Genomic DNA, 23,407 nt, shown 5'->3' on the forward strand with positions numbered 1-23,407 from the left:
GATGGTGCCCGCGGATTTGTCGTGACCCGACAAGCGGATGCGCGCCTTCCACGATCCATCCGACACAAGAAAGAGGTCGAGGGTGACTGTAAACGACCAGGACCCGTACTCGGTGAACAACATCGACTCGGACCCCGAGGAGACCGCCGAATGGCGTGAGTCCCTCGACGCACTGGTTGCGGCACACGGCCATGAGCGCGCTCGCGAGATCATGCTGAGCCTGCTGAAGCGCTCGAAGGAACTGCACCTCGGCGTGCCGATGGTGCCGACCACCGACTACATCAACACCATCTCCCCCGAGAACGAGCCGGACTTCCCCGGCGACGAGGAGATCGAGCGCCGCTACCGCGCGTGGATCCGCTGGAACGCGGCCATCCTCGTGCACCGCGCTCAGCGTCCCGGCATCGCCGTCGGCGGCCACATCTCGACCTACGCGTCGAGCGCCGCCCTCTACGAGGTCGGCTTCAACCACTTCTTCCGCGGCCAGGACCACCCGGGCGGCGGCGACCAGATCTTCGTCCAGGGCCACGCCTCCCCCGGCACCTACGCACGCGCTTTCCTCGAGGGCCGGCTGAGCGCTGACCAGCTCGACGGCTTCCGCCAGGAGAAGTCGCACGCCGGCGGCGGGCTGTCGTCGTACCCGCACCCGCGGCTGATGCCCGAGTTCTGGCAGTTCCCCACGGTGTCGATGGGTCTCGGCCCGATCAACGCGATCTACCAGGCGCAGCTCAACAAGTACCTCACCAACCGCGGCATCAAGGACGCCTCCGACCAGCACGTCTGGGCGTTCCTCGGCGACGGCGAGATGGACGAGGTGGAGTCGCGCGGCCAGCTCCAGGTCGCAGCGAACGAGAAGCTCGACAACCTGACCTTCGTCATCAACGCGAACCTCCAGCGCCTCGACGGCCCGGTGCGCGGCAACGGCAAGATCATCCAGGAGCTGGAGAGCTACTTCCGCGGCGCCGGCTGGAACGTCATCAAGGTGATCTGGGGCCGGGAGTGGGACGACCTGCTCGCCCGCGACACCGACGGCGCGTTGGTCAACCTGATGAACCAGACGCCGGACGGCGACTACCAGACCTACAAGACCGAGAACGGCGCCTACGTGCGCGAGAACTTCTTCGGCCGCGACCCGCGCACGCTGGAGCTCGTCAAGGACTACACCGACGACGAGGTCTGGGGCCTCAAGCGCGGCGGTCACGACTACCGCAAGGTCTACGCGGCCTTCAAGGCGGCCGTCGAGCACAAGGGCCAGCCCACCGTCATCATCGCCAAGACCATCAAGGGCTACGGCCTCGGTCCGTCGTTCGAGGGCCGCAACGCGACCCACCAGATGAAGAAGATGACGCTGGACAACCTCAAGACGTTCCGCGACGCCATGCGCATCCCGGTCACGGACGCGCAGCTCGAGGAGAACCCGTACCTGCCGCCGTACTACAACCCCGGGCCGGACGACGAGGCCATCCAGTACCTGCACGACCGCCGGCGCGCGCTCGGCGGCTACGTCCCGGAGCGTCGCGTCAAGTACACGCCGCTGAACCTTCCGGACGACTCGGCCTACGCCATCGCCAAGAAGGGCTCCGGCACGCAGGAGATCGCCACCACGATGGCGTTCGTGCGTCTGCTCAAGGACCTGCTGCGGGCGAAGGACTTCGGCCACCGAATCGTCCCGATCATCCCGGACGAGGCGCGCACCTTCGGCATGGACGCGTTCTTCCCGAACGCGAAGATCTACAACCCGAACGGCCAGCACTACACCTCGGTCGACCGCGAGCTGCTCCTGGCCTACAAGGAGAGCCCGCAGGGCCAGATCATCCACGTCGGCATCAACGAGGCGGGCGCCCTTGCGGCGTTCACCAACGTGGGAACGTCGTACTCGACGCAGGGCGAGCCCCTCATCCCTGTCTACGTCTTCTATTCGATGTTCGGCTTCCAGCGTACCGGCGACGCCATGTGGGCCGCGGGCGACCAGATGGCACGCGGCTTCATGATCGGCGCGACCGCCGGCCGCACCACGCTGACCGGCGAGGGCCTGCAGCACGCCGACGGCCACTCGCTGCTGCTCGCGTCGACCAACCCGGCCGTCGTCGCGTACGACCCGGCCTACGGCTATGAGATCGGGCACATCGTCCGCTCGGGCCTGGAGCGGATGTACGGCGAGTCGCACCCGAACCCGAACGTCATGTACTACCTGACGGTCTACAACGAGCCGATCGTGCAGCCGGCCGAGCCCGAGGGCGTGGACGTGGACGGCATCGTCCGCGGCATCCACAAGCTCCGCGACGGCGGCGAGGGCGGCCCGAAGGCGCAGCTCCTCGCGTCCGGCGTCTCGGTGCCGTGGGCGCTCGAGGCCCAGCACCTTCTCGCGCAGGACTGGGGCGTGTCCGCCGACGTGTGGAGCGTCACCTCGTGGGGCGAGCTGCGCCGCGACGGCCTGGCGGCGGAGGAGCACAACTTCCTCTACCCGCAGCAGGAGAAGCAGGTGCCGTACGTCACCCGCAAGCTGCAGGGCGCCGAAGGGCCGTTCGTCGCTGCGACCGACTACATGCACGCGGTGCCGGACCAAATCCGTCAATTCGTGCCCGGTGAGTACGCCACGCTCGGCGCCGACGACTTCGGCTTCTCCGACACCCGCGCCGCCGCGCGCCGGTTCTTCAAGATCGACGGCCCGTCGATCGTGGTCCGCACCCTGGAGCTGCTCGCGGCGCAGGGCAAGGTGGACCCGAACGCTCCGGCCTGGGCGATCGAGAAGTACCTGCTGCACGACGTGAACGCCGGTACCACCGGCACCGCGGGCGGCGAGTCCTAGACCGCGGGCCCGTGCCGACGACACCGGAGCGGACGAAGTCCGAGACGCTTGCGTGGTTGCGCAAGATCTCGGGCGAACTCGCCACGACCACGCTGAAGCGGCTGGAGGACACGCTCCCCTGGTACCGGGACATGCCCCCGGCCGCCGCAGCGCGGTCGGGCTGGTCGCACAGGCGGGCATCTCGTCCTTCATCTCGTGGTTCGACGACCCGCGGTCGACGCCGTGGATCGCGGCCGACGTCTTCGGGGCGGCTCCGCGTGAGCTGCTCCGGAGCGTCAGCCTGCAGCAGACCCTCCAGCTCATCAAGATCACCGTGGAGGTGGTCGAGGAGCGCGTGAAGAGCGGCGGCAACGAGGCGCTCAAGGAGGCCATCCTCCTGTACTCGCGCGAGATCGCCTTCGCGGCGGCCGACGTGTACGCCCGCGCCGCAGAGGCCCGCGGCCTCTGGGACGCGCGGCTGGAGGCCCTGGTGGTCGACAGCATCCTCACCGGCGAGTACGACGACGAGCTGCCCAGCCGGATCGCCGCGCTCGGCTGGCACGGCCACGGCGAGGTGAGTGTCCTGGTGGGCACCGCCCCCAAGATGCTCGACGTGGACCAGCTCCGGCGCACCGCCCGGCATATGTCCGCGGACGTGCTGATCGGGGTGCAGGGCAGCCGGCTGGTACTCGTCATCGGCCGCGCGGTCCCGGCGGACGCCGCGAACGAGGAGTCCATCGGCGCGGCGCCGGCCGTCAGCTTCCTGGAGATCGCACAGCAGCTCGAACCGGGCTTCGGGCCCGGGCACCTCGTACTCGGCCACGAGGTCGCCAGCCTGGTGGACGCCTCCAAGAGCGCCAAGGCGGCCCTCGCTGGCTTCGCCGTCGCCAAGGCCTGGCGCAATTGCCCGCGTCCGGTGCACGCCGACGATCTGCTGCCGGAGCGTGCGCTCGCGGGCGACGGGCTGGCGCGGGCCACGCTGATCAGCCGCATCTACCGGCCGCTGCAGGCGTACTCCACCGAGCTCCTCACGACGCTCTGGTGCTACCTGGACAACGGCCGGTCGCTGGAGGCCACCGCGCGCGAGCTGTTCGTGCACCCGAACACCGTGCGCTACCGGCTGAAGCGCGTCTCCGAGGTCATCGGCTGGGACGCCACCGGCGCCCGCGAGGCGCTCATCCTGCAGGCCGCGTTGATCGTGGGATCGATCAACGAACCGGACGCGCCGCGGCGGCACTGACACCCGCCCGCTCTGTAGACATCCACAAAGCTCCGGCTCATAGTTCATATACATCCGACACATCCGCTCGGCGGAAGATTGGCAGACTTGAACCCGTGATCGTCATCGCGTGCCCGGGACAGGGTTCCCAGACCCCCGGCTTCCTCGACCCGTGGCTCACCGAACCGTCGTTCCGTGACCAGCTCACCCGCCTCTCCGACGCGGTCGGCATCGACCTCGTCGCGCACGGCACGGTGAGCGACGCGGACACTATCCGCGACACCGCGGTGGCCCAGCCGCTGATCGTGTCGGCCGGACTGCTGACGCTCTCGGCGCTGCTCGCCGACGGCCGCCGCGAGAAGATCGGCGGTATCGCCGGCCACTCGGTCGGCGAGCTGACCGCAGCGGCGGGCGCCGGTGTGCTGTCCGAGACCGACGCGGTCGCGTTCGTCCGGGAGCGCGGCGCCGCGATGGCACGCGCCGCCGCGGAGGCACGCACGGGTATGAGCGCCGTGATCGGCGCCGACGAGGACGAACTGCTCGCGAAGCTGGACGCGCTCGGCCTCTCCCCCGCCAACTACAACGGCGGCGGCCAGATCGTCGTCGCGGGCGACCTCGACGCCCTGGCGACGCTCGCCGAGGAGCCGCCGGCCCGCGCCCGCGTCATCCCGCTGCAGGTCGCGGGCGCGTTCCACACGCGCTACATGGCCTCCGCTGTCCCGGCGCTGGAGGCGTTCGCCGGGACGCTCACCACGAACGACCCGACGCTGCGGCTCTGGACAAACAAGGACGGCTCCGAGGTCACCGACGGCGCCGAGTTCGTGCGCCTGCTCGTCGGCCAGGTCTCCTCGCCCGTGCGCTGGGACCTCGACATGGCCGCCTTCCAGGACGCCGGCGTCACCGGCATCATCGAGGTCGCACCGGCCGGCGCTCTCGTCGGCCTCGCCAAGCGCGGCCTGAAGGGCGTGCCCGCCGTCGCGGTGAAGACCCCCGACGACCTGCCCGCCGCGTTCGACCTCATCGACCAGGCCGCCTAGGAGGACCGCAGCCATGACCCACCCCACCCTGCAGCAGTCCCACGGCCCGCAGTACACCCGCATCCTCTCGATCGGCGCGGCCCGCGGCGACCTCGTGGTCCCGAACGACGACCTGGTCGGCCCGATCGACTCGTCCGACGAGTGGATCCGCCAGCGCACCGGCATCATCACCCGCACCCGGGCCAGCCACGACGTGGGCGCCGTCGACCTCGCCACCGCGGCGTCGAAGGAGGCCATCGAGAAGTCCGGCGTGGACCCGAAGCTGATCGACGCAGTGATCGTGGCGACCATCTCGAACCCGCGGCAGACGCCGTCGCTGGCCGCAGTGCTCGCCGACAACGTCGGTGCGAACCCGGCCGCCGCCTATGACATGAACGCCGCCTGTGCCGGCTACGCCTACGCGGTCGCCCAGGCCGACGCGCTGATCCGCACCGGCCAGGCGCACTACGCGCTCGTCGTCGGCGCCGAGAAGCTCTCCGACGTCGTCGACCCGACCGACCGCACCATCTCGTTCCTGCTCGGCGACGGCGCGGGCGCGGTGGTCATCGGCCCGAGCGAGTACCCCGGCATCGCCAAGACGGTGTGGGGCTCGGACGGCTCCAAGGCGGGCGCGGTCGGGATGGACAGCACGCTCATCGAGTTCCGCGACGGCGAGGCGCCGTGGCCGACCCTGCGCCAGGACGGCCAGACGGTCTTCCGCTGGGCGGTCTGGGAGATGGCGAAGGTCGCCAAGCAGGCCCTCGACGCCGCCGGTGTCACACCGGACCAGCTCGCGGCCTTCATCCCGCACCAGGCGAACATGCGCATCGTGGACGAGTTCGCCAAGCAGCTCAAGCTGCCGGAGACGGTGACGATCGCGCGCGACATCGAGACGACGGGCAACACGTCGGCCGCCTCGATCCCGCTCGCCACGCACCGGCTCCTGCAGGAGCACCCCGAACTGTCCGGCGGCCTCGCGTTGCAGATCGGCTTCGGCGCCGGTCTGGTCTTCGGCGCGCAGGTCGTCGTGCTCCCCTAGGGCCTGCCCTAGACTGATCAACGGTCAAAACGACACCCCTCAAGGAGAAAACAATGGCATTGTCCACCGAAGAAGTTCTTGCCGGCCTGGCCGAGCTCATCAACGACGAGACCGGCATCGCGACCGACACGGTTGAGCTGGACAAGTCGTTCACCGACGACCTCGACATCGACTCGATCTCGATGATGACCATCGTGGTCAACGCCGAGGACAAGTTCGACGTGAAGATCCCGGACGAAGAGGTCAAGAACCTGAAGACCGTCGGTGACGCGGTCGAGTTCATCGTCAAGGCGCAGGACGCCTAAGCACCGCACGAAGAAACTTCCTACGCGCGGGCGGGTCCTCGGCGAGGTCCCGCCCGCGCGGGCGGCGGCGCTCGGCGCTCTGTCGCGTTGTTCCTACTACACGGAGTTGCCGTTATGACCAAGAAGATCGTCGTCACGGGCGTGGGCGCATCCTCCCCGCTCGGTGGCACCGCCCCCGAGAGCTGGGCCGGGCTGCTGGCCGGCCGGTCTGGCGCGCGCAGCCTCACCCACGACTGGGTGGCCGAGCTGGAGCTGCCCGTCACGTTCGCCGCCGAGGCGCTCGTGCGGCCCGACACCATCCTCGACCGGCCGACCGCCAAGCGCCTCGACCCGTCCAGTCAGTTCGCGCTGGTCTCTGCGATGGAGGCCTGGGCCGACGCCGGCTCCCCCGAGGTCGCTCCCGAGCGGCTCGGCGTCGACTACGCCACCGGCATCGGCGGCGTCTGGACCCTCCTCGACGCGTGGGACACCCTGCGCGAGCGCGGACCCCGCCGCGTCCTGCCGATGACGGTCCCCATGCTGATGCCCAACGCCGCTTCCGCAGCGGTGTCCATGCACTTCGAGGCCCGCGCGTTCGCGCGCACCGTCGCCTCCGCCTGCGCGTCGAGCACCGAGTCGCTCGTCAACGCGTACGAGCACCTCCAGGCCGGCCTCGCCGACGTCGTCATCGCCGGCGGCACCGAGTCCGCCATCCACCCGATCACGATCGCGTCGTTCGCGTCGATGCAGGCACTGTCCCGCCGCAACGACGACCCGGCCTCCGCCTCCCGCCCGTACAGCATCGACCGCGACGGCTTCGTCATGGGCGAGGGCGCCGCGAGCCTGGTGCTGGAGACCGAGGAGCACGCGCTCACCCGCGGCGCGCACATCTACGCGGAGATCGTCGGCGGCGGCGTCACGGCCGACTCGTACCACATCACCGCGAACGACCCGGAGGGCCGCGGCGCGAGCCGTGCTGTGCGCATGGCGCTCGAGCAGGCCGGCGTCTCCCCCGACGAGGTCACCCACATCAACGCGCACGCCACCAGCACCCCGGTCGGCGACCCGTCCGAGTACGTCGCGCTGCGCGAGGTGTTCGGCGAGCGGGTGCACGACATCCCGGTGTCGGCCACGAAGGCCTCGACCGGCCACCTGCTCGGCGGCACCGGCGCCCTGGAGGCCGTGTTCACGATCTTCGCGCTGCGCGACCGCGTCGCCCCGCCGACCATCAACATCACCGAGATGGACCCGGCGATCCCGCTGAAGGTCTCCGGCGAGCCGCAGCCGCTCGGCGACGGCCCGCAGCTCGCGATCAGCAACTCGTTCGGCTTCGGCGGCCACAACGCCGTCGTCGCGATCCGCTCGGTCTGATCGCCCAGAGACGTCGAAGAAGGCCCCGGTCATCCGACCGGGGCCTTCTTCTGTTCACCGCGTTCGGACGGCTGGGCCGGGCCCGTCGCGGGAGTCGGTGGTGCGGCGGTTCAGCCGACCTTGTGCAGCCAGATGACCGAGGTGTCGTCGTGCGCGCGGCGGAACGGCTCCAGCTCGTCGTCCCAGGCCTGGCCGAGGGCCAGCCGCAGTTCGCGGTGCAGTTCGAGCGGGTTGGAGCCGGCGACCTCCATCGCGTAGCGGATGCGGTCCTCGGGTACGACCGTGTTGCCCGCGGTGTCGGTCTGGACGAAGAAGATGCCGAGGTCGGGGGTGTGCATCCAGCGGCCGCCGTCGGTGCCGAGGCCGGCGTCCTCCGTCACCTCATAACGCAGATGCTCCCAGCCGCGCAGTGCGGTCGCGAGACGCGCCCCGGTACCCTGCGGGCCGTCCCAGAAGAACTCGGTGCGCTGGGCGCCTTTCAGCACCGGCTGCGTCTCCCACGTGAAGTTGACGGCGCGACCGAGTGCGCGTCCTGCCGCCCACTCGATGTGCGGGCAGAGCGCGCTGGGAGAGGAGTGCACGTAGAGCACTCCTCGGGCTGCGTGAGCCGTCATGGTTTTCCTCCTTCGTCGGTACGTCTTCCCCTACGACCGCGAACGAGTGCCATGACTTCTATGAAGTTGACTACGGCGATTATGCCGGAGAACGCGCCCGAGTTACAAGATTGTGATTCGGCGATTCATGCGTGCCGGCGCGTCGCAGGCGGAATAGCATACCGGGTATGTCGGTCCAGTATGGTTTCCTCGCGGTGCTGACCCAAGGCCCCGCCTACGGCTCGCAGCTCCAGAACGAGTTCCTTCTGCGGGCGGCCAACCGCCGCCAGCTCAACGCCGGGCAGGTGTACTCCACGCTCGACCGGATGACCGAGCAGGGTCTGATCGAGTCGGCCGGTGAGACCGAGGACGGCCTGCCGCTGTACCGGCTCACGGACACCGGGACGGAGGAGGCGACCTCCTGGCTGACCTCCGGCCCGCGGGACGCCCGCCCGGACTGGGACGAGATGCAGGACCAGGTGCTGGTGGCCGCTTCGCTCGACGGGGCGGACGCCGCGGCGGTCGTCGCCGACTACCGCGCCGCGTTCGCCGAGCGCATCCGGGAGCTGACGCACGACGCGGACTCGCGTGCGGTGCTGGCGGCGAACCGGGCCGCTGAACTCGGCGCCCGCGCTGCGATCGAGTGGCTGGACGAGGTGGCCAAGGCCCTCGCCGCGCACCCGGGAGCGCTCGCGCAGCCGCGCTGCCCCGAGCGCCCGCGCCGCGGCCGCAAACCGGCGGCGGCCGTCGACTGACCTCCGCCAGCGCCGAGGGGCGTCAGTGCAGGAGGTTGCCGTCCTTGTCGAGGACGTTCTTCTCGCCGGCCTCGATCGGCACCGCGAAGCGGTTCTGGGCGGGCGGCAGCGGGCAGTTGAAGTTGTAGCTGAAGGCGCAGGGCGGCAGGACGGCGAGGTTGAAGTCCAGCGTAACGGTGCCGTCCTCGTTGGGGACGACGAACAGGAACCGGCCGACCGAGTAGGTGCTCTCGCCGTTCGTGGTGTCCGAGAAGACGAGCTGCAGCGCGCGGCCCGCCTTGAACGCGGCGAGGTTGTAGTCGACGCCGTCCTTCGTGAACGTGATCTCGCCCGGGATGACCATGTCCCGGGTCGCGCCGTCGTCCTTGAGGTGCTCGAAACCGACCGTCTTGCCGCCCTCGATCGGCGAGAACGTCGCTGTGATGATCCACTCGGGGTTGAACGGGAAGGCGTCGATCGAGCCGAACTTCTGGATGTCCTCCGACTGCGCGTCCCAGACCCGCAGCGCGTACTCGCCCTGCTCGTTCGCGATGACGAAGCCGGTGACGGTGTCGCTGAAGCGGACGGCGCCCGGGTTCGGGTCGTCCTTGCCGCGCACGATCGCGGAGCCGTCGACCAGCACGTCGTCGACGAAGACGTTGTCGGTGGCGGCGGCCGTGACCGTGAGGCCCGACTGGCCGGCGGGAAGCGGCGACCAGAGGCCCGGGACGCCCCAGACCGGCTGCCCGGAGCCCGGCTCCCCGGTGATCCACTGCGTGTTCACGAGCGCCAGGTTGCCCTGCGGGGCGGTGACGGCCTGCGCGCGGCGGGCGTGGTACCGGTCGAGGACGGCGTCGGGCTCGGCGGGGGCGGTGGTGTCGGTCATGGTCTCCATCCTCTGTCAGGTCGGTGGGTGCAACCAAGCGCGACACTCCCCCATTCCCGTGGTGCGCGCCGGCGCACCCACGGGGTCACTTGGCGTCGCCGTAGCTGTCGACCACCGCGGCGGTGACCGGGAAGTCGACCGGGAATCCGCCGAACAGCAGGCGCCCGGCAGCCTCGGCCGACGCCCGGACCTCGGCGGCGACAGCCTCAGCAGACTCCGCGGGCGTGTGGACGATGACCTCGTCGTGGAGGAAGTAGACCAGGTGCGGGCCTGCGGTGAAGGCCGCGCCCTCCGGCGTCAGCCGGGCGAGCCGGTTGCGCAGCTCGGCCATCCAGCACAGCGCCCACTCGGCGGCGCTAGCCTGCACGACGAAGTTGCGCGTGAAGCGACCCCAGTCACGCGCCTGGCTGCGCGCCCTGCGCTCCTCGGCCGGTGTGGACTCGGCTCCGGAGGCCGCCGACTGGGTGGCCTGCCAGCTCCCGCCCGGACGCGGGGAGCTGCGGCCGAGCCGGGAGGTCACGATGTCGCCGCGCTCCCCGGTGCGCGCCGCGTCCTCCACGAGCCGCACGGCCCGCGGGTAGGCGCGCGCGAGCCGCGGCATCAACCGGCCGCTGTCGCCCGTCGTCGCGCCGTACATGGCGCCGAGCATGGCGACCTTGGCCTGGGCGCGCTCCTCCACCGCCCCGCTCGCCACGATGCCGGCGTAGAGGTCACGACCGCGTCCGGCCTCGGCCATCGCAGTGTCGCCGGCGAGGCCGGTGAGGATCCGCGGCTCGAGCTGGGCGGCGTCCGCGACCACGAGCTTCCAGCCCGGGTCGGCGACGACCGCGCCGCGCACCTCCTTGGGGAGCTGGAGTGCTCCGCCCCCGCGCGTGGCCCAGCGTCCGGTGACGACGCCGCCCGGGATGTAGTCGGGCCGGAACCGCCCGTCGCGCACCCAGGCATCGAGCCAGCTCCAGCCGTTCGCCGCGTGCAGCCGGGCGAGCTTCTTGTACTTCAGGACCGCCGGGATCGCGGGGTGATCGAGTTCGCGCAGCTCCCACAAGCGCGTCGAGGTCACCATCAACCCCGCGCGTTGCAGCGCCTTCAGCAGCTCGGGCGGGCTGTCGGGGTTGAGGTCGGGTGCCTCCAGGCCGGCGCGGATCTCCGCCGCGAGGGTCTCCAGCACCTCCGGCCGCCCGTAACGCGGGCGCGGGCCGAGGACGGCGCGCAGCAGCTCATCGTGCCGGTCGACGCTGTACGGCAGGCCCGCGTGCTGCATCTCGGTCGCGATCAGCGCGCCGGCGGACTCGGCGGCGAGCAGGAGGCGGAGCCGGCCGGGCTCGGCGCTGCTCGCGACGGCCTCCTGCTGGGCGGCGTACTCCTGCTCGATGGAGGGCCGTGCGGTCTCCGCGGGATGGTCGAGGTCGAAGAGCGTCGCAGCGCTCGCGGACGGTTCGGGCTCGTCGTCCAGTGCGCGGGCGGCGTCCCACGGGCCGAGCGGGGCCGCGGCCAGCGCGGACCCTGCGCTCAGTGTGGAAGCGCGCAGGATCGCGTGGCTGAGCCGCAGATCCACGCAGCGCTCGACCCGGACGCCGGACTGCAGCAGCCGCGGGTACCAGCCCCGGGTGTCGTCCCACACCCAGCGCGGACGCGACGTCGCCTCCTCGCGCCGGACGTATTCCGGCAGGTCGGCCTCGGCGAGCTCGGTGCGCCCGGCGTCGTCGCCGTCCGGGCGGATCACCGCGATGCGCCCGGGAGCGACGCGGTCGAGAAGGAGCTGCACGCCTCAATTCTGCATGCGACGGAGGACACTTCCGGCTATAGTGAGGAAACGTCACTTTAAGCGATGCCGACCCGAAAGGCGAGCGACGATGACAGAGTACCTGCACGACTCCCAGGGAGTGTGGATCGCGTACCGTCCCGATCCGCAATCACGCTGGCTGTTCAACTCCGAGGGCGACTGGATCGGCTGGTTCCCCTGGTCGGACGACATCGCCGTGACCCCCGGCGGCTCCTACCTCGGAACGGTCCACGGCGACAGGCTCTACGTGGACGACGACCACCCCTACCGCGGCAACCCGGGCTACCCGGGAGCGCCGGGCTACCCGGGTCAGGCACCCTATCCGGGCGCCGGACCGTACGTCGGGCTGCCCGACGGCTGCGAGGACGTGGCGCCCGCGCTGCTCTGGCCGCGTATCGCCTCCTGAGCCCTCAGCCCGCCAGCGCCGCGAGCCGCGACCGCAGTTCGGGCCAGGACGCGCCGAACCCGGGATGAAGCGGCAGGTCCGCGACCTCCGGCACCGACACCCAGCGCAGCTCGATGCTCTCGATGTCGGCCATGTGCGGCTCGAACACGCGCACCGCCTGAGCGACGACCGTGGTGTACGACCAGAAGCCGAGGTCGAGCACGCTCTCGAACAGCACGTGCACGGCGTCCGCAGGCACCGCCGCCTCCTCCGCGGCCTCCCGCAGCGCGCCCTCCACCGCGGTCTCGCCTTCGTGCCTGGCGCCGCCCGGGAGACCCCAGGTGCCGCCGAAGTGGCTCCAGTCGGCGCGGTGCTGAAGCAGCACGCCGCGCCGCAGGTCGTGGACGAGCAGGCCCGCGGCGCCGAAGCGGCCCCAGAAGCGTTCGCCGTTCGGACCTTCCACCCATGCGTCGCCGGAGTTCACGTCTCCACGTTAGCCGCCCGGCCGAAGCCGGTGACGCCGCGTGACGGTTCTCGCAGGAGGGTCCTACTGTGTGGACATGACACTCCAACGCTGGCGCCACCTCACCGAGTGGCCCCTCACCGCGGCCGCTGCGGTGTTCCTCGTCGCCTACGCCTGGGAGGTCATCGGCGACCTCCGCGGGCCAGAGCTCATCGTCGCGGAGACGGTGATCTGGATCACCTGGGCCATCTTCCTGCTGGACTACTTCGTCTGCCTGATCCTCGCGCCGCAGCGCTGGCGCTGGTTCTACACGCACCTGTTCGACCTGGCCATCGTCGTGCTGCCGATGCTCCGGCCCTTGCGGCTGCTGCGGCTGGTGACGATCCTCGCCATTCTGCAACGGAGCGCCGGCGCGGCGTTCCGCGGACGGGTGCTCGTCTACGTCGCCGGGGCCGGCAGCCTCCTGGTGTTCACGGCCGCGCTGGCGGCGCTGGATGCAGAACGCGGGGTGCCGCACGCACGCATCCAGACCTTCCCGCAGGCCATCTGGTGGGCGTTCGAGACCATCTCGACGGTCGGCTACGGCGACTACGTCCCGGTCACAGAGGTGGGCAAGCTGGTCGCGGTCGGCCTGATGATCGGCGGCATCGCGACCCTCGGCATCGTGACGGCGACCCTGGCCTCCTGGATCGTCGAGCGGGTCGCGCAGACCGAGATCGACATGCGTGCGGCCACCCGCGGGCAGATCCGCGAACTGTCCGGTCAGGTGGCCGAACTGAAGGCCCTGCTCGAGCAGAGGTCCGCCTGATGCCGGTGCGCAGCGCGGCGATCCTGCTGCACCGCCTCGGTGCGTCCGGCCGGGAGGTGTGGATCGCGCACATGGGGGGTCCGTTCTGGGCGCGCAAGGACGAGGGCGCCTGGACGCTGCCCAAGGGACTGGTCGAGGAGGACGACGTGGACGAGCTCGCCGCGGCCCGGCGGGAGTTCGCCGAGGAGATGGGGGCACCCTCCCCCGACGCGGTGTACGTCCCGCTCGGCGAGTTCCGCGCCTCCGGCAAGACCTTCGTGGTGTTCGCGGCGGACGCCGATTTCGGCCCCATCGAGCTGGTCAGCAACGAGTTCGAGCTGGAGTGGCCGCCGCGTTCCGGCGTGTTCCGGACGTTCCCCGAGGTGGACGACGCCGGCTGGCATCCCATCGGCGAGGCGTACGCGAAGCTCGCGAAAGGGCAGCGGCCCATTCTGGACGCGCTCCAGCGTCAACTCGGCGGATCCGGATCCGACTAGCGCGCACGGCACCCCTGCGGACGTATCGTTGGCTGCACGTGCCGGACGGGACGAAGGAGGAGCAGGTGGCGAAGAAGAAGGCGGAGAAGGACGCCGAAAAGGCCCTGATCACCGCACGAGCCGCTGTGGACGAAGCGCAGCGGCTGGTCAAGAAGCTCGACAAGAAGACCCGCAAGGAGGCCGACGAGCTCGAGGCCGCGCTCGAACAGGCCGCGAAGGATGCGAAGAAGGCCTCGCAGCGCGCCGGCAAGACCGCGGCGGCGGCGGCGAAGGACGCCAAGGAGAAGGCCCAGGCCGCCAGAGCGCAGGCACGGGCGGCCGCCTCGGCGCCTGCGGCGAGCACCGGCATCCCGACGTTCCGCGACCTGCGCGACCGGGCGAAGGCACAGGGCATCCAGGGCTACTCGCGCATGAACAAGGCGCAGCTCCTGCATGCGCTCGGCGAGGGCTGATGTTCACCGGCCGGTAACCGGCTGCTTCTACGGTTGCCGCCGTGACTGACACCACCGCCGAGCCCGCGATCCTCTCGGCGCTGGGCCGCGCGCCTGCGCCGCGGACGCTGATCGATGTCCTGCGGGAGTCCGCCGCGGCCAACCCGCAGGGCTCGGCGATCGAGGACGCCCGCGGCGCGCTCAGCTACCGCGAGCTGCTCGCGCGAGTGCTCGCCACCGCGGCGCGACTGCGTGAGGCCGGGGTGCGCCGCGGCGACCGCGTCGGTGTGCGGATGACCTCCGGCAGCCGGGACCTCTACCTGGCGATCCTCGGCGTGCTCGCCGCCGGCGCCGCGTACGTGCCGGTGGACGCCGACGACCCGCAGGAGCGCGCCGACCTGGTGTTCGGCGAGGCGGACGTGCGCGGGGTCATCACGGACGACGGCTACCTCGCCGCGCTGTCCGAGGGCGGAGACGCGGACGCCGTCGCGGTGGACGCGGTGGCCGCCGCCGGACCGCTCGTGGTGCGGGGGCTGGAGCCGCACCCGAGCACCTCGGGCCTTCCGGTCGTCGACCCGCCGACGCCTGAGGACGACGCGTGGATCATCTTCACCTCCGGCTCGACCGGAACGCCGAAGGGTGTCGCCGTGCGGCACCGCTCCGCCGCCGCGTTCGTGGACGCCGAGTCGCGGCTGTTCCTGCAGGACGAGCCGATCGGCCCGGGCGACCGGGTGCTCGCTGGGCTCTCGGTGGCGTTCGACGCCTCTTGCGAGGAGATGTGGCTGGCCTGGGGCCACGGCGCGTGCCTCGTGCCTGCGCCGCGCTCGCTGGTGCGCACCGGCATGGACCTCGGCCCGTGGCTGGCCGCCCGCCGCATCACCGTCGTCTCGACCGTCCCGACCCTCGCGGCGCTCTGGCCGACCGACGCGCTCGATACCGTGCGGTTGCTGATCTTCGGGGGCGAGTCCTGCCCTCCGGAGCTGGTCAACCGGCTCGCTGTGGAGGGCCGCGAGGTCTGGAACACCTACGGACCCACCGAGGCGACCGTCGTCGCCTGTGCGAGCCCGCTCACCGCGGGCGAGCCGGTGCGGATCGGCCTTCCCCTCGACGGCTGGGACCTCGCGGTCGTCGGCCCGGACGGCACCCCGGTCGCGAACGGCGAGAGTGGAGAGCTCATCATCGGCGGCGTCGGTCTCGCCCGCTACCTCGACCCGGTGAAGGACGCCGAGAAGTACGCGCCGCTCCCCTCGCTCGGCTGGCAGCGCGCGTACCGCAGCGGCGACCTGGTCCGCTTCGACCCGGCCGGCCTGTTCTACCTGGGCCGGGCCGACGACCAGGTCAAGGTCGGCGGCCGGCGGATCGAGCTCGGCGAAGTGGAGGCCGCACTCCAGCAGCTCCCCGGAGTGTCCGGAGCCGCCGCCGCGGTGCGGAAGAGTGCGGCGGGGAACGACGTGCTGGTCGGCTACCTTGCCGTCCCGGAACGCGCGGCCTTCGACCGGCGCGCCGCCTTGGCGGAGCTGCGCGAGGAGCTGCCCGCCGCGCTCGTGCCGCTGCTGGCGGTGGTGGACGACCTCCCGGTCCGCACGTCCGGCAAGGTCGACCGGGCCGCGCTCCCCTGGCCGCTGGAGGAGGCCGACGAGGACGCGCCGGTCCTCGACCCGGTCTCCGAGCTCCTCGCGGCCGACTGGCGCAGCGTTCTCGGCCTGCCGGTGAGCGGACCCGACGACAACTTCTTCGACCTCGGCGGCGGCTCGCTCGCCGCCGCGCAGCTCGTCTCGCTCGTGCGCAGGCGGCACCCGGACATCACCGTCGCCGACATCTACGCGCACCCGCGCTTCGGCTCGCTCGCCTCCGCGCTCGCGGAGAGCTCGCCATCCGCGTCCGCTGCCTCCACGCACGTCGTCCCGCCGACGCCGCGGCGGATGCAGGTTCTCCAGACGGTGCTCGGGGTTCCGTTGTTCATCCTCAACGGCATCCGCTGGCTGCTCTACCTGCTGACCGCCGCGGCCGTCCTGCGGCCATTCGGCGGGTTCGGGTTCCTGCCCGAGGTGGACCTGGTCTGGCTGATCGCGGGGCTGATCGTCTTCGTCACGCCGTGGGGCCGGATGGCCATCGCCGTGGCCGCCGCGCGGCTCCTGCTGCTCGGGGTCATGGCCGGCGACTACCCGCGCGGCGGCGGCGTGCACCTGCGGCTGTGGCTCGCCGAGCAGGTCGCCCACCAGATCGGCGCGGCCAGCCTCGCCGGAGCTCCCTGGATCAGCTACTACGCGCGGGCGCTCGGCGCCACGATCGACCGCGGTGTGGACCTGCATGCGCTGCCTCCGGTGACGGGGATGCTGCGGATCGGCGCGGGCGCCTCCATCGAGCCGGAGGTGGACCTCGCCGGGTACTGGATCGACGGCGACCTGGTGCGCATCGGCGAGATCCGCATCGGGGCCGGGAGCTCGGTCGGCGCCCGCAGCTCGCTCATGCCGGGTGCGAAGATCGGCCGCGACGCGACCGTCGCGCCGGGATCCGCGGTCTTCGGCCGGGTGCCCGCCGGGCAGAACTGGGCGGGCTCCCCGCCGTGCGGGTGGGCAAGGCGCGCGTGTGGTGGCCGGGCGAGCGGCCGCTGCGCCGCACCCGCTGGGTCGCCGCCTACGCCGCGGCCTCCCTCGTCGTCTCGTTGGTCCCGGTGGTCGCGCTCGGCGTCGGAGGGCTGATCGTTGCGGCGTTCACGCGCGGCGCGACTACGATCGCCGGTGCGATCCCCGGGGCCGCCGCCGCGCTCGTCCCCGCGACGCTGGCGGCGGGCGTGGTGCTCGCGGGTGTCGTCGTGGTGCTGGTCCGCCTGCTCGGCCTCGGGCTGCGGGAGGGCGTCCACCCGGTGCGCAGCCGCGCCGGCTGGCAGGTGTGGTCGGCCGAGCGACTGCTCGACATGGCCAGGACACTGCTGTTCCCGCTCTACTCCAGCCTGTTCACGCCGGTCTGGTTGCGCATGCTCGGCGCGCGCGTGGGGCGCGACGTGGAGGCCTCGACCGTGCTCCTGCTGCCCGCGATGACCAAGATCCGCGACGGCGCGTTCCTCGCCGACGACACGCTGGTCGCCGCCTACGAGCTCGGCGGCGGTTATGTGCGCATCGCGGAGGCGGAGATCGGCACGCGCGCGTTCCTCGGAAACTCAGGGATGGCCGGCGGCGGCAACCGGGTGCCGCGGGACGGCCTGGTGGCGGTGCTCTCGGTCGCTCCGCGCAAGGCCAAGGCGGGGACCTCCTGGCTGGGCTCGCCCCCGGTGAAGCTTCGACGGCGCGCGCAGGACGCCGACCTCTCCCGCACCTTCGAGCCGAAGGCGTCCCTGCGCGTCGCCCGCACGGCCTGGGAGCTGTTGCGCATCGTCCCGGTGTTCGTCACCTGCGCCATCGGCCTCACGGCGCTGCTGGCCCTCGCCGCGCTCTCAGACGCGTGGGGGGTGGGCTGGGCGATCGTCCTCAGCGGCACGGTCCTTCTGGTCACCGGCGCGGTCGCGGCCGCCGTCAGCACCGCGGCGAAGTGGGCGCTGCTCGGACGGCTGAAGCCGGGCGAGCACCCACTCTGGTCGTCGTTCATCTGGCGCAGCGAAGTCTCGGACACCTTCACCGAGATGGTCGCGGCGCCCTGGTTCGCCTGGGCCGCCGCAGGCACGCCCGCGCTGGTCTGGTGGCTGCGCAGTCTCGGCGCCCGCATCGGGCACGGCGTCTGGATCGACAGCTACTGGCTCCCGGAGGCCGACCTGGTCGAGCTGGGCGACGCATCCACGGTCAACCGGGGCTGCGTCGTGCAGACGCACCTGTTCCATGATCGAATCATGAGCATGGACCAGGTGATCATCGAACGCGGCGGGACGCTCGGCCCGCACAGCGTGATCCTGCCCGCAGCCGCGATCGGCTCCGACGCGACGGTCGGGCCGGCCTCCCTGGTCATGCGCGGCGAGACCGTGCCCGACCGCAGCCGGTGGAGTGGGAACCCGATCGGCCCGTGGCGGGACGTGGTGGTACGCGAGTACCGTGCGGTGCGATGAGCACCGTCCCCTTCGACGCAGAGGCCGCCCTTCCGGCCGCCGCCCACGTCTACCTTCCGCGCTCCGGCAGCGTCGACTTCTCGGTGCTCTCCTACGACCTCGACCTGTCGTACAAGGTGGCGACCAACCGTCTCGACGCGACCGCTGTGATCCAGGCCAGAGCGAACGTCCAGCTCACCGCGATCTCCCTCGATCTCGTCCATCTGCGCGCCAAGCGGGTCAAGCTGGACGGTGACAAGCGCACCCGCTTCACCCAGTCCCCCACCCACCTGCGCGTCGTGCCGACGCGGCCCATCGCCGCAGGCGCCGAGTTCACGCTCGAGATCGCCTACGACGGCTCCCCCGCGCCGCGGCGGACCCGCTGGGGCACCCTCGGCTGGGAGGAGTTGAGCGACGGGGTGATCGTCGCCGCCCAGCCTTCCGGGGCGCCGACCTGGTTCCCGTGCAACGACCGCCCGTCCGACAAGGCTGCGTACCGCATCACCATCACCACCGAGCAGCCGTACACCGTGCTCGCGACCGGCGAGCTGGTCGACCACAGCGTCAGCGGAGGTCGCGGCACCTGGACCTTCGAGCGTACGGAGCCGACGGCGACCTACCTCGCCGCGGTGCAGATCGGCCGCTACGTGCTGGAGCCCCGGCGCACCGGCGGGGTGGAATGGGTGATCGCCTATCCCCCGGCGCCTCGCGCGCCGCGTGCTGGCCGACTTCGCGCCGGTCGCGCGGATGATCGAGTGCTTCCAGGAGCGCTTCGGCCCGTACCCGTTCCCGTCGTACACCGTTGTGGTGACCGAGGACCCGCTGGAGATCCCGCTCGAGTCGCAGGGCATGGCCACCTTCGGTTCGACGCACGTCGACGGCCGCGGCGGCTCGGAGCGCCTGATCGCGCACGAACTCGCCCACCAGTGGTTCGGCAACAGCGTCGGCGTGGCCGGCTGGGCGGACATCTGGCTGAACGAAGGATTCGCCTGCTACGCCGAGTGGATCTGGTCGGAGTACTCCGGCGGCCCCTCGGCGAGCACGCTCGCACGCACCCACCACGCCGTCCTGCGCGTGAAGCCGAAGGACCTCGTGCTCGCGGACCCTGGCGTCGAGAGCATGTTCGACGACCGGGTCTACAAGCGTGGGGCGTGCCTCCTCCACGCGCTCCGCCGGAGGCTGGGCGACGAGACGTTCTTCGGCCTGCTGCGCGGCTGGTCGGCCGCCCACCGTTTCGGGACGGCGTCGACGGCGGACTTCGAATCGTTCGCGGCCGGATTCTCCGACGAGCCGCTGAAGGAGTTCTTCGACGGGTGGCTGCGCGAGACGCGGCTGCCGTCGCTCAGCGACTGACCGTGCGGCTCGGTCCTGGGCTAGGGCCGGTCCTGGGCTAGGGCCGGTCCTGCGCTAGGGCCGGTCCTCCGGGCGCCGCTCCTGGCCGGTGATGCCGTCGATGCGCGGGGCGTCGTGCGCGGGCGCCGCGGTCGTCGGAGCCGCCGTGGCGGACTCGGTGGCCGGGCGGGGCGGCGGCACGTCGTCGCGGCGGGCGTCGTCACGATGGGCGTCGTCCGCGTCGTCGCCGGCGACCACACGATTGCCGTGCCGGTCCGTCGTCACGTCCGGGTCGACCTCGTCGGCGCGGCTCAGCTTGGCCTGCTGCTCGTCGCGGGCGGCCGCGGCGGCGCGCTCGCGCTCCTCGGCCTCGCGTCGCAGCCGTTCGGCCTCGACCTCGGCCTGCTGGGCGTCCGCGGCGGCCCGGGCGGACTTCGCCTCCCGCTCCCGCGCGGCCAGCTCGTCGCGGGAGGCGGCCTCCCGCAGCTCGGTCGCCCGCTGCCGGTCGGCCTCCAGCTTGCGCCGTCGGCCCACCGTGGAGACGACGATGACGATTCCCACGACGACGACCACGACGACGACGATCAGCACGATCCATCCGATTGCGTTCATGCCGTGGCATGGTACGCGCGGCACGGGGCGCCGGAAGGGCCTTGCGGTCGGGGGCGGTAGGTGCAGTCGCCGCCGACGCAGGTTCCGGTGGGTGAAGCTGCATCCTGGGCACGACCCGGCGCCCCGGGCTCTCGGGCCGCCCCGAGCAGCCGGGCGAGCGTCGGCGGGCTAGCCGAAGATGTTCCACCCTCCGCCCGAGGCGACCGCCGGCGCGTAGCCCGGGGTCGGGATACCGGCGAGGCCGGTGCCCGGGTAGTAGACCAGCGTGCCGTCCGTGCGCACCCCGAGCAGGTCGCCGGTGCGAGCGGTGGCCGTGTCTCCCGTGCCCGTGACCGAGCTGAAGATCGTCCAGCCGGACCCGACGGGGCTGGGGTTTCCCAGCCCGGCGTTGCCCGGGCCCATCGCTCCGTTGCCCGCGTAGAACCAGAGGGTGCCATCGGGCTTCTGGGCGACCACGTCGGCCTTGCCGTCGGCGTTGGAGTCCCCGGTGGAGTCGATGGCGGTGAACTGGTTCCATCCGCTGCCGACCACCGTCGGCGTGCCGAACCACGAGGTCGACGACGGCGTCTGCCGGACGCCCGGGTACAGGAGCATGGTCCCGTCGGGACGTGTGGCCAGGATGTCCTGCACGCCGTCGCCGTTGAAGTCGCCAGAGACGATCTGCGAGAAGGCGCTCCAGCCGCCGCTGCCGATCAGGATGCCCGGGAGGTAGGACGATGGCGTCGTCGGGTTGACCACGCCCGTGCTCGGATACAGCCAGAGGGTGCCGTCGTTGCGCACCGCGACGAGATCCGACTTGCCGTCGCCGGTGAAGTCGCCCCTGTTGATCACCTTGCTGAAGATGTCCCAGCCCCAGCCGATCTTCACGCCGTTCTGGTAACTGCGGTTCACGCCGTTGGTCGACCCGTTGCCCGCGTAGAAGTACAGCGTGCCGTCGGGCGTCGTGGCGAGGATATCCGGCTTGCCGTCGCTGTTGACATCACCGGCGCCGATCACGCGATTGAAGATGTTCCATCCCGATCCGACGACCTGCGCGGCGCCGTACGCGGCTTGAGCGAGGCTGCTTCCGGAATAGAAGTTCAGCATGCCGTTCGCGGCCCGCGCCAGGAGGTCCGGCTTGCCGTCCCCGTTGATGTCGCCGGGCGCGACCAGCAGGTCACCCGGGCTGTAGCCGGGTGTGGTGATCTGCGAGCCGGCCTGATAGCCGGTCGCCGATCCGCGGTAGTACCACAGCGATCCATCGCTCTTGGCGGCCAGCAGGTCGTCCCAGCCGTCTCCGTTCAGGTCGCCGATGCCGACGACCTGGGTGAAGGCGTTCCAGCCGCCGTTGTAGAGCACTCCGGACTGGTAGCCGTTGCTCGTGCCGTCGACGTGGCCCGTCCCGGCGTACAGCCAGAGCGTCCCGTCGGGCTTGCGACCGAGGAGGTCGGGCTTGTGGTCGCCGTTGACGTCGCCCGCGGCGATGATGTCGGTGAAGGCGTCCCAACCGGCGCCGATCTGGATCCCCGTCCCCAGGCCCGGATTCGACGCGCTCAGAGTGCCGACGGCGCCGGTGCCCGGATAGAGCCAGAGCGTCCCGTCTGGTTTGCGGGCGAGGAGGTCGGGCTTGCCGTCGCCGTTCACGTCGCCCGCGGCGATGATCGAGTCGAAGACACCCCAGCCCGAGCCGATCTGCACGCCGGCGGCAAAGGCGCCCGATCCGGACGCCCCCGTCCCCGCATAGAACCAGAGGGTCCCGTCGGGTTTGCGCGCCAGCACGTCCGGTTTCCCGTCACCGTTCAGGTCGCCGAACCCGATGATCGGCTGCGCCATCGGAACGATCGAGCTGACCGGGACCCCCGTGGTGGCGAGCTTGTACAGCGCCGCGGCGTTGCCGTTGAAGACATCCTGGTCGCCGGGGAAGATGCCGCTGTCCGCCCACTGCCACATCGTGTAGGCGGTCCATCCGGCGGGCAGCGTTCCCGCTCCGTCGGACACGGAGTTCGGGTACCGCGCGATGAACAGCGGATTCGCGCTGAACGCCGCGGTGTTCCCCGTGCAGGTGACCCACCAGTTCGTGGTCGAGTAGATCGCGGGGAGCGCACCCGTGAGTGCCTGGACGGTCCGCGAGAAGTCGGCGATCCAGCTCACCATCGCCGGCTGGCTGAGGCCGTAGCAGGTGTTCGTGCCGTCGGTGGACGGGTAGGGGTCGTACTCGATGTCCAGCAGCGGCGGCAGCGTCCGGCCGTCCGCGCTCCAGCCGCCGCCGTTGGCGACGAAGTACCGGGCCTGAGTGGCTCCGGAGCTCACGTTGGGGACGGCGAAGTGATAGGCGCCGCGGGTCAGACCCGCCGCGTAGGAGCCGTTGTACTGGGTCGCGAACTGGCTGGAGGTGTAGTCGGTGCTCTCCGAAGCCTTGATGTAGACGAACTTCGCGCCGTTGGCAGCCACCTGGCTCCAGTTGATGCCGGTCTGCCAGCCGCTGACGTCGAGACCGGGCAACCCGGGCGGAACCGTGTTCGGCGTGACCGTCGCGTTCGGCGAGGCGGTCTTCGGGGAGGTGGAAGTGTTCGGGGCCGCGGTCGCCGCCGCCGGGTCGTACTGCCGGATCGTGGAGCCCATCGTGTGGTTGTGGGCCCGGTTCATCGTCGAGAGGTCGGGATCCGCGCTCGGAGTCGCGGCCGAACCGGTCGCGGTGGGAGCCGGTGTGGGCGTCGGTGTGGGCGTCGCGGTCTGGACGGGGGCCGCGGTCGGCGCGGCGGCGCCACGGAGCGTCGCCGCACCCGCAGGGGCGCCGGCGGGCATGACCAGAGCGGCCACCGTGGCCAGAGTGGCCAGTGTGACTAGAGTGACAGAAAGCGGTCGTTCGTTTCGCATGATGGGCTCCCGGCGCGAATGCTTCTATCAGCCCCGGGGTCGGTCAGGGCGCGCGCCACCGCCATGTTACCCTCGCACCGCGCGAGAGTATCGCCCCAATAAAGGTGTAGCTTCGGGCAGCCGACCGCACTCGATGCGCGGTTCGCAAGAGATGCCTGCACAGAAGGAGGAGCGCGTGCGCACACATTGGGCCCGGTTGGCCGTAGCCGCCGCGGTGGCCGTCGTCGGAGTCTCGCTCGGGACCGCACCCGACGCGGCGACGGCGGCTGGTCTCCCTCTCCGTCCACTGCGCGCACGAGCGCGACGCCGGCGCCTT

General features: G+C 71.4%; 16 protein-coding genes and 3 pseudogenes. 13 read left to right on the top strand and 6 right to left on the bottom strand.

Annotated features, from left to right (window positions below; genetic code table 11):
• Nucleotides 1-82: 82 nt before the first annotated feature.
• The 6 genes and pseudogenes from aceE to ACRAWC_RS03365 all read left to right on the top strand — a co-directional run bounded on the left by aceE (nt 83) and on the right by ACRAWC_RS03365 (nt 7,717).
• Nucleotides 83-2,809 (top strand): pyruvate dehydrogenase (acetyl-transferring), homodimeric type, encoded by a 2,727-nt coding sequence (aceE, locus tag ACRAWC_RS03340; RefSeq protein ID WP_431346471.1) that lies wholly within the window; start codon nt 83-85, stop codon nt 2,807-2,809.
• A gap of 11 nt (nt 2,810-2,820) precedes the next feature.
• Nucleotides 2,821-4,028, top strand: a pseudogene (locus ACRAWC_RS03345) (PucR family transcriptional regulator).
• 95 nt (nt 4,029-4,123) lie between these two features.
• Entirely contained in the window at nt 4,124-5,044 is a 921-nt protein-coding gene (locus ACRAWC_RS03350; RefSeq protein WP_431346472.1) for an ACP S-malonyltransferase, read from the top strand.
• A gap of 13 nt (nt 5,045-5,057) precedes the next feature.
• The gene (locus tag ACRAWC_RS03355; protein ID WP_431346473.1) at nt 5,058-6,062 is read left to right on the top strand and encodes a beta-ketoacyl-ACP synthase III; all 1,005 of its coding nucleotides are present in this window, start codon (nt 5,058-5,060) and stop codon (nt 6,060-6,062) included.
• 53 nt (nt 6,063-6,115) lie between these two features.
• Nucleotides 6,116-6,367: an acyl carrier protein gene (locus tag ACRAWC_RS03360; RefSeq protein WP_021765217.1), complete on the top strand. Its 252-nt coding sequence runs from the start codon at nt 6,116-6,118 to the stop codon at nt 6,365-6,367.
• A 114-nt stretch (nt 6,368-6,481) separates the two neighbouring features.
• Nucleotides 6,482-7,717, top strand: coding sequence for a beta-ketoacyl-[acyl-carrier-protein] synthase family protein (locus ACRAWC_RS03365; protein ID WP_431346474.1), 1,236 nt, complete (start codon nt 6,482-6,484; stop codon nt 7,715-7,717).
• Nucleotides 7,718-7,827: 110 nt separating this feature from the next.
• Here the strand turns inward: ACRAWC_RS03365 and ACRAWC_RS03370 are convergent, their stop codons facing one another.
• On the bottom strand, nt 7,828-8,331 hold the full coding sequence (locus tag ACRAWC_RS03370; protein ID WP_179606052.1) for a DUF3145 domain-containing protein: 504 nt from the start codon (nt 8,329-8,331) through the stop codon (nt 7,828-7,830).
• A 167-nt stretch (nt 8,332-8,498) separates the two neighbouring features.
• On the opposite strand from ACRAWC_RS03370, the gene ACRAWC_RS03375 reads away from it, so the two are divergent.
• Nucleotides 8,499-9,065, top strand: a complete 567-nt coding sequence (locus ACRAWC_RS03375) for a PadR family transcriptional regulator (protein ID WP_431346475.1) — start codon at nt 8,499-8,501, stop codon at nt 9,063-9,065.
• Nucleotides 9,066-9,087: 22 nt separating this feature from the next.
• Here the strand turns inward: ACRAWC_RS03375 and ACRAWC_RS03380 are convergent, their stop codons facing one another.
• Together ACRAWC_RS03380 and ACRAWC_RS03385 are read right to left on the bottom strand one after the other, a co-directional pair.
• Nucleotides 9,088-9,930: a DUF1684 domain-containing protein gene (locus ACRAWC_RS03380; RefSeq protein WP_431346476.1), complete on the bottom strand. Its 843-nt coding sequence runs from the start codon at nt 9,928-9,930 to the stop codon at nt 9,088-9,090.
• Between the two features lie 85 nt (nt 9,931-10,015).
• Entirely contained in the window at nt 10,016-11,695 is a 1,680-nt protein-coding gene (locus tag ACRAWC_RS03385) for a bifunctional 3'-5' exonuclease/DNA polymerase (protein WP_431346477.1), read from the bottom strand.
• 88 nt (nt 11,696-11,783) lie between these two features.
• Between ACRAWC_RS03385 and ACRAWC_RS03390 the strand changes: the two genes are divergently transcribed.
• On the top strand, nt 11,784-12,119 hold the full coding sequence (locus ACRAWC_RS03390; RefSeq protein ID WP_431346478.1) for a hypothetical protein: 336 nt from the start codon (nt 11,784-11,786) through the stop codon (nt 12,117-12,119).
• Nucleotides 12,120-12,123: 4 nt separating this feature from the next.
• Here ACRAWC_RS03390 and ACRAWC_RS03395 read toward each other — a convergent pair whose 3' ends face one another.
• The gene (locus tag ACRAWC_RS03395; protein WP_431346479.1) at nt 12,124-12,582 is read right to left on the bottom strand and encodes an NUDIX domain-containing protein; all 459 of its coding nucleotides are present in this window, start codon (nt 12,580-12,582) and stop codon (nt 12,124-12,126) included.
• Between the two features lie 76 nt (nt 12,583-12,658).
• Between ACRAWC_RS03395 and ACRAWC_RS03400 the strand changes: the two genes are divergently transcribed.
• The 5 genes and pseudogenes from ACRAWC_RS03400 to ACRAWC_RS03420 all read left to right on the top strand — a co-directional run bounded on the left by ACRAWC_RS03400 (nt 12,659) and on the right by ACRAWC_RS03420 (nt 19,644).
• Nucleotides 12,659-13,369 (top strand): potassium channel family protein, encoded by a 711-nt coding sequence (locus ACRAWC_RS03400; RefSeq protein ID WP_431346480.1) that lies wholly within the window; start codon nt 12,659-12,661, stop codon nt 13,367-13,369.
• On the top strand, nt 13,369-13,845 hold the full coding sequence (locus ACRAWC_RS03405) for an NUDIX domain-containing protein (protein ID WP_431346481.1): 477 nt from the start codon (nt 13,369-13,371) through the stop codon (nt 13,843-13,845). Before ACRAWC_RS03400 ends, ACRAWC_RS03405 begins: the two co-directional genes overlap by 1 nt.
• Nucleotides 13,846-13,910: 65 nt before the next feature.
• A complete protein-coding gene (locus tag ACRAWC_RS03410; protein ID WP_431346482.1) occupies nt 13,911-14,297 on the top strand; it encodes a hypothetical protein in 387 nt (128 codons plus the stop codon).
• Nucleotides 14,298-14,338: 41 nt separating this feature from the next.
• A pseudogene (locus tag ACRAWC_RS03415) lies at nt 14,339-18,312 on the top strand (Pls/PosA family non-ribosomal peptide synthetase).
• Nucleotides 18,309-19,644 (top strand): annotated as a pseudogene (locus ACRAWC_RS03420) (M1 family metallopeptidase). Before ACRAWC_RS03415 ends, ACRAWC_RS03420 begins: the two co-directional pseudogenes overlap by 4 nt.
• Nucleotides 19,645-19,698: 54 nt before the next feature.
• On the opposite strand, the gene ACRAWC_RS03425 reads toward ACRAWC_RS03420, so the two are convergent.
• Together ACRAWC_RS03425 and ACRAWC_RS03430 are read right to left on the bottom strand one after the other, a co-directional pair.
• On the bottom strand, nt 19,699-20,235 hold the full coding sequence (locus tag ACRAWC_RS03425) for a hypothetical protein (RefSeq protein WP_431346483.1): 537 nt from the start codon (nt 20,233-20,235) through the stop codon (nt 19,699-19,701).
• Between the two features lie 168 nt (nt 20,236-20,403).
• Nucleotides 20,404-23,034 carry a GH25 family lysozyme gene (locus ACRAWC_RS03430; protein WP_431346484.1) on the bottom strand — a complete coding sequence of 877 codons (2,631 nt, stop codon included), beginning with the start codon at nt 23,032-23,034 and terminating at the stop codon, nt 20,404-20,406.
• Nucleotides 23,035-23,407 lie beyond the last annotated feature (373 nt).

The organism is Leifsonia sp. L25 (genome assembly GCF_050632895.1).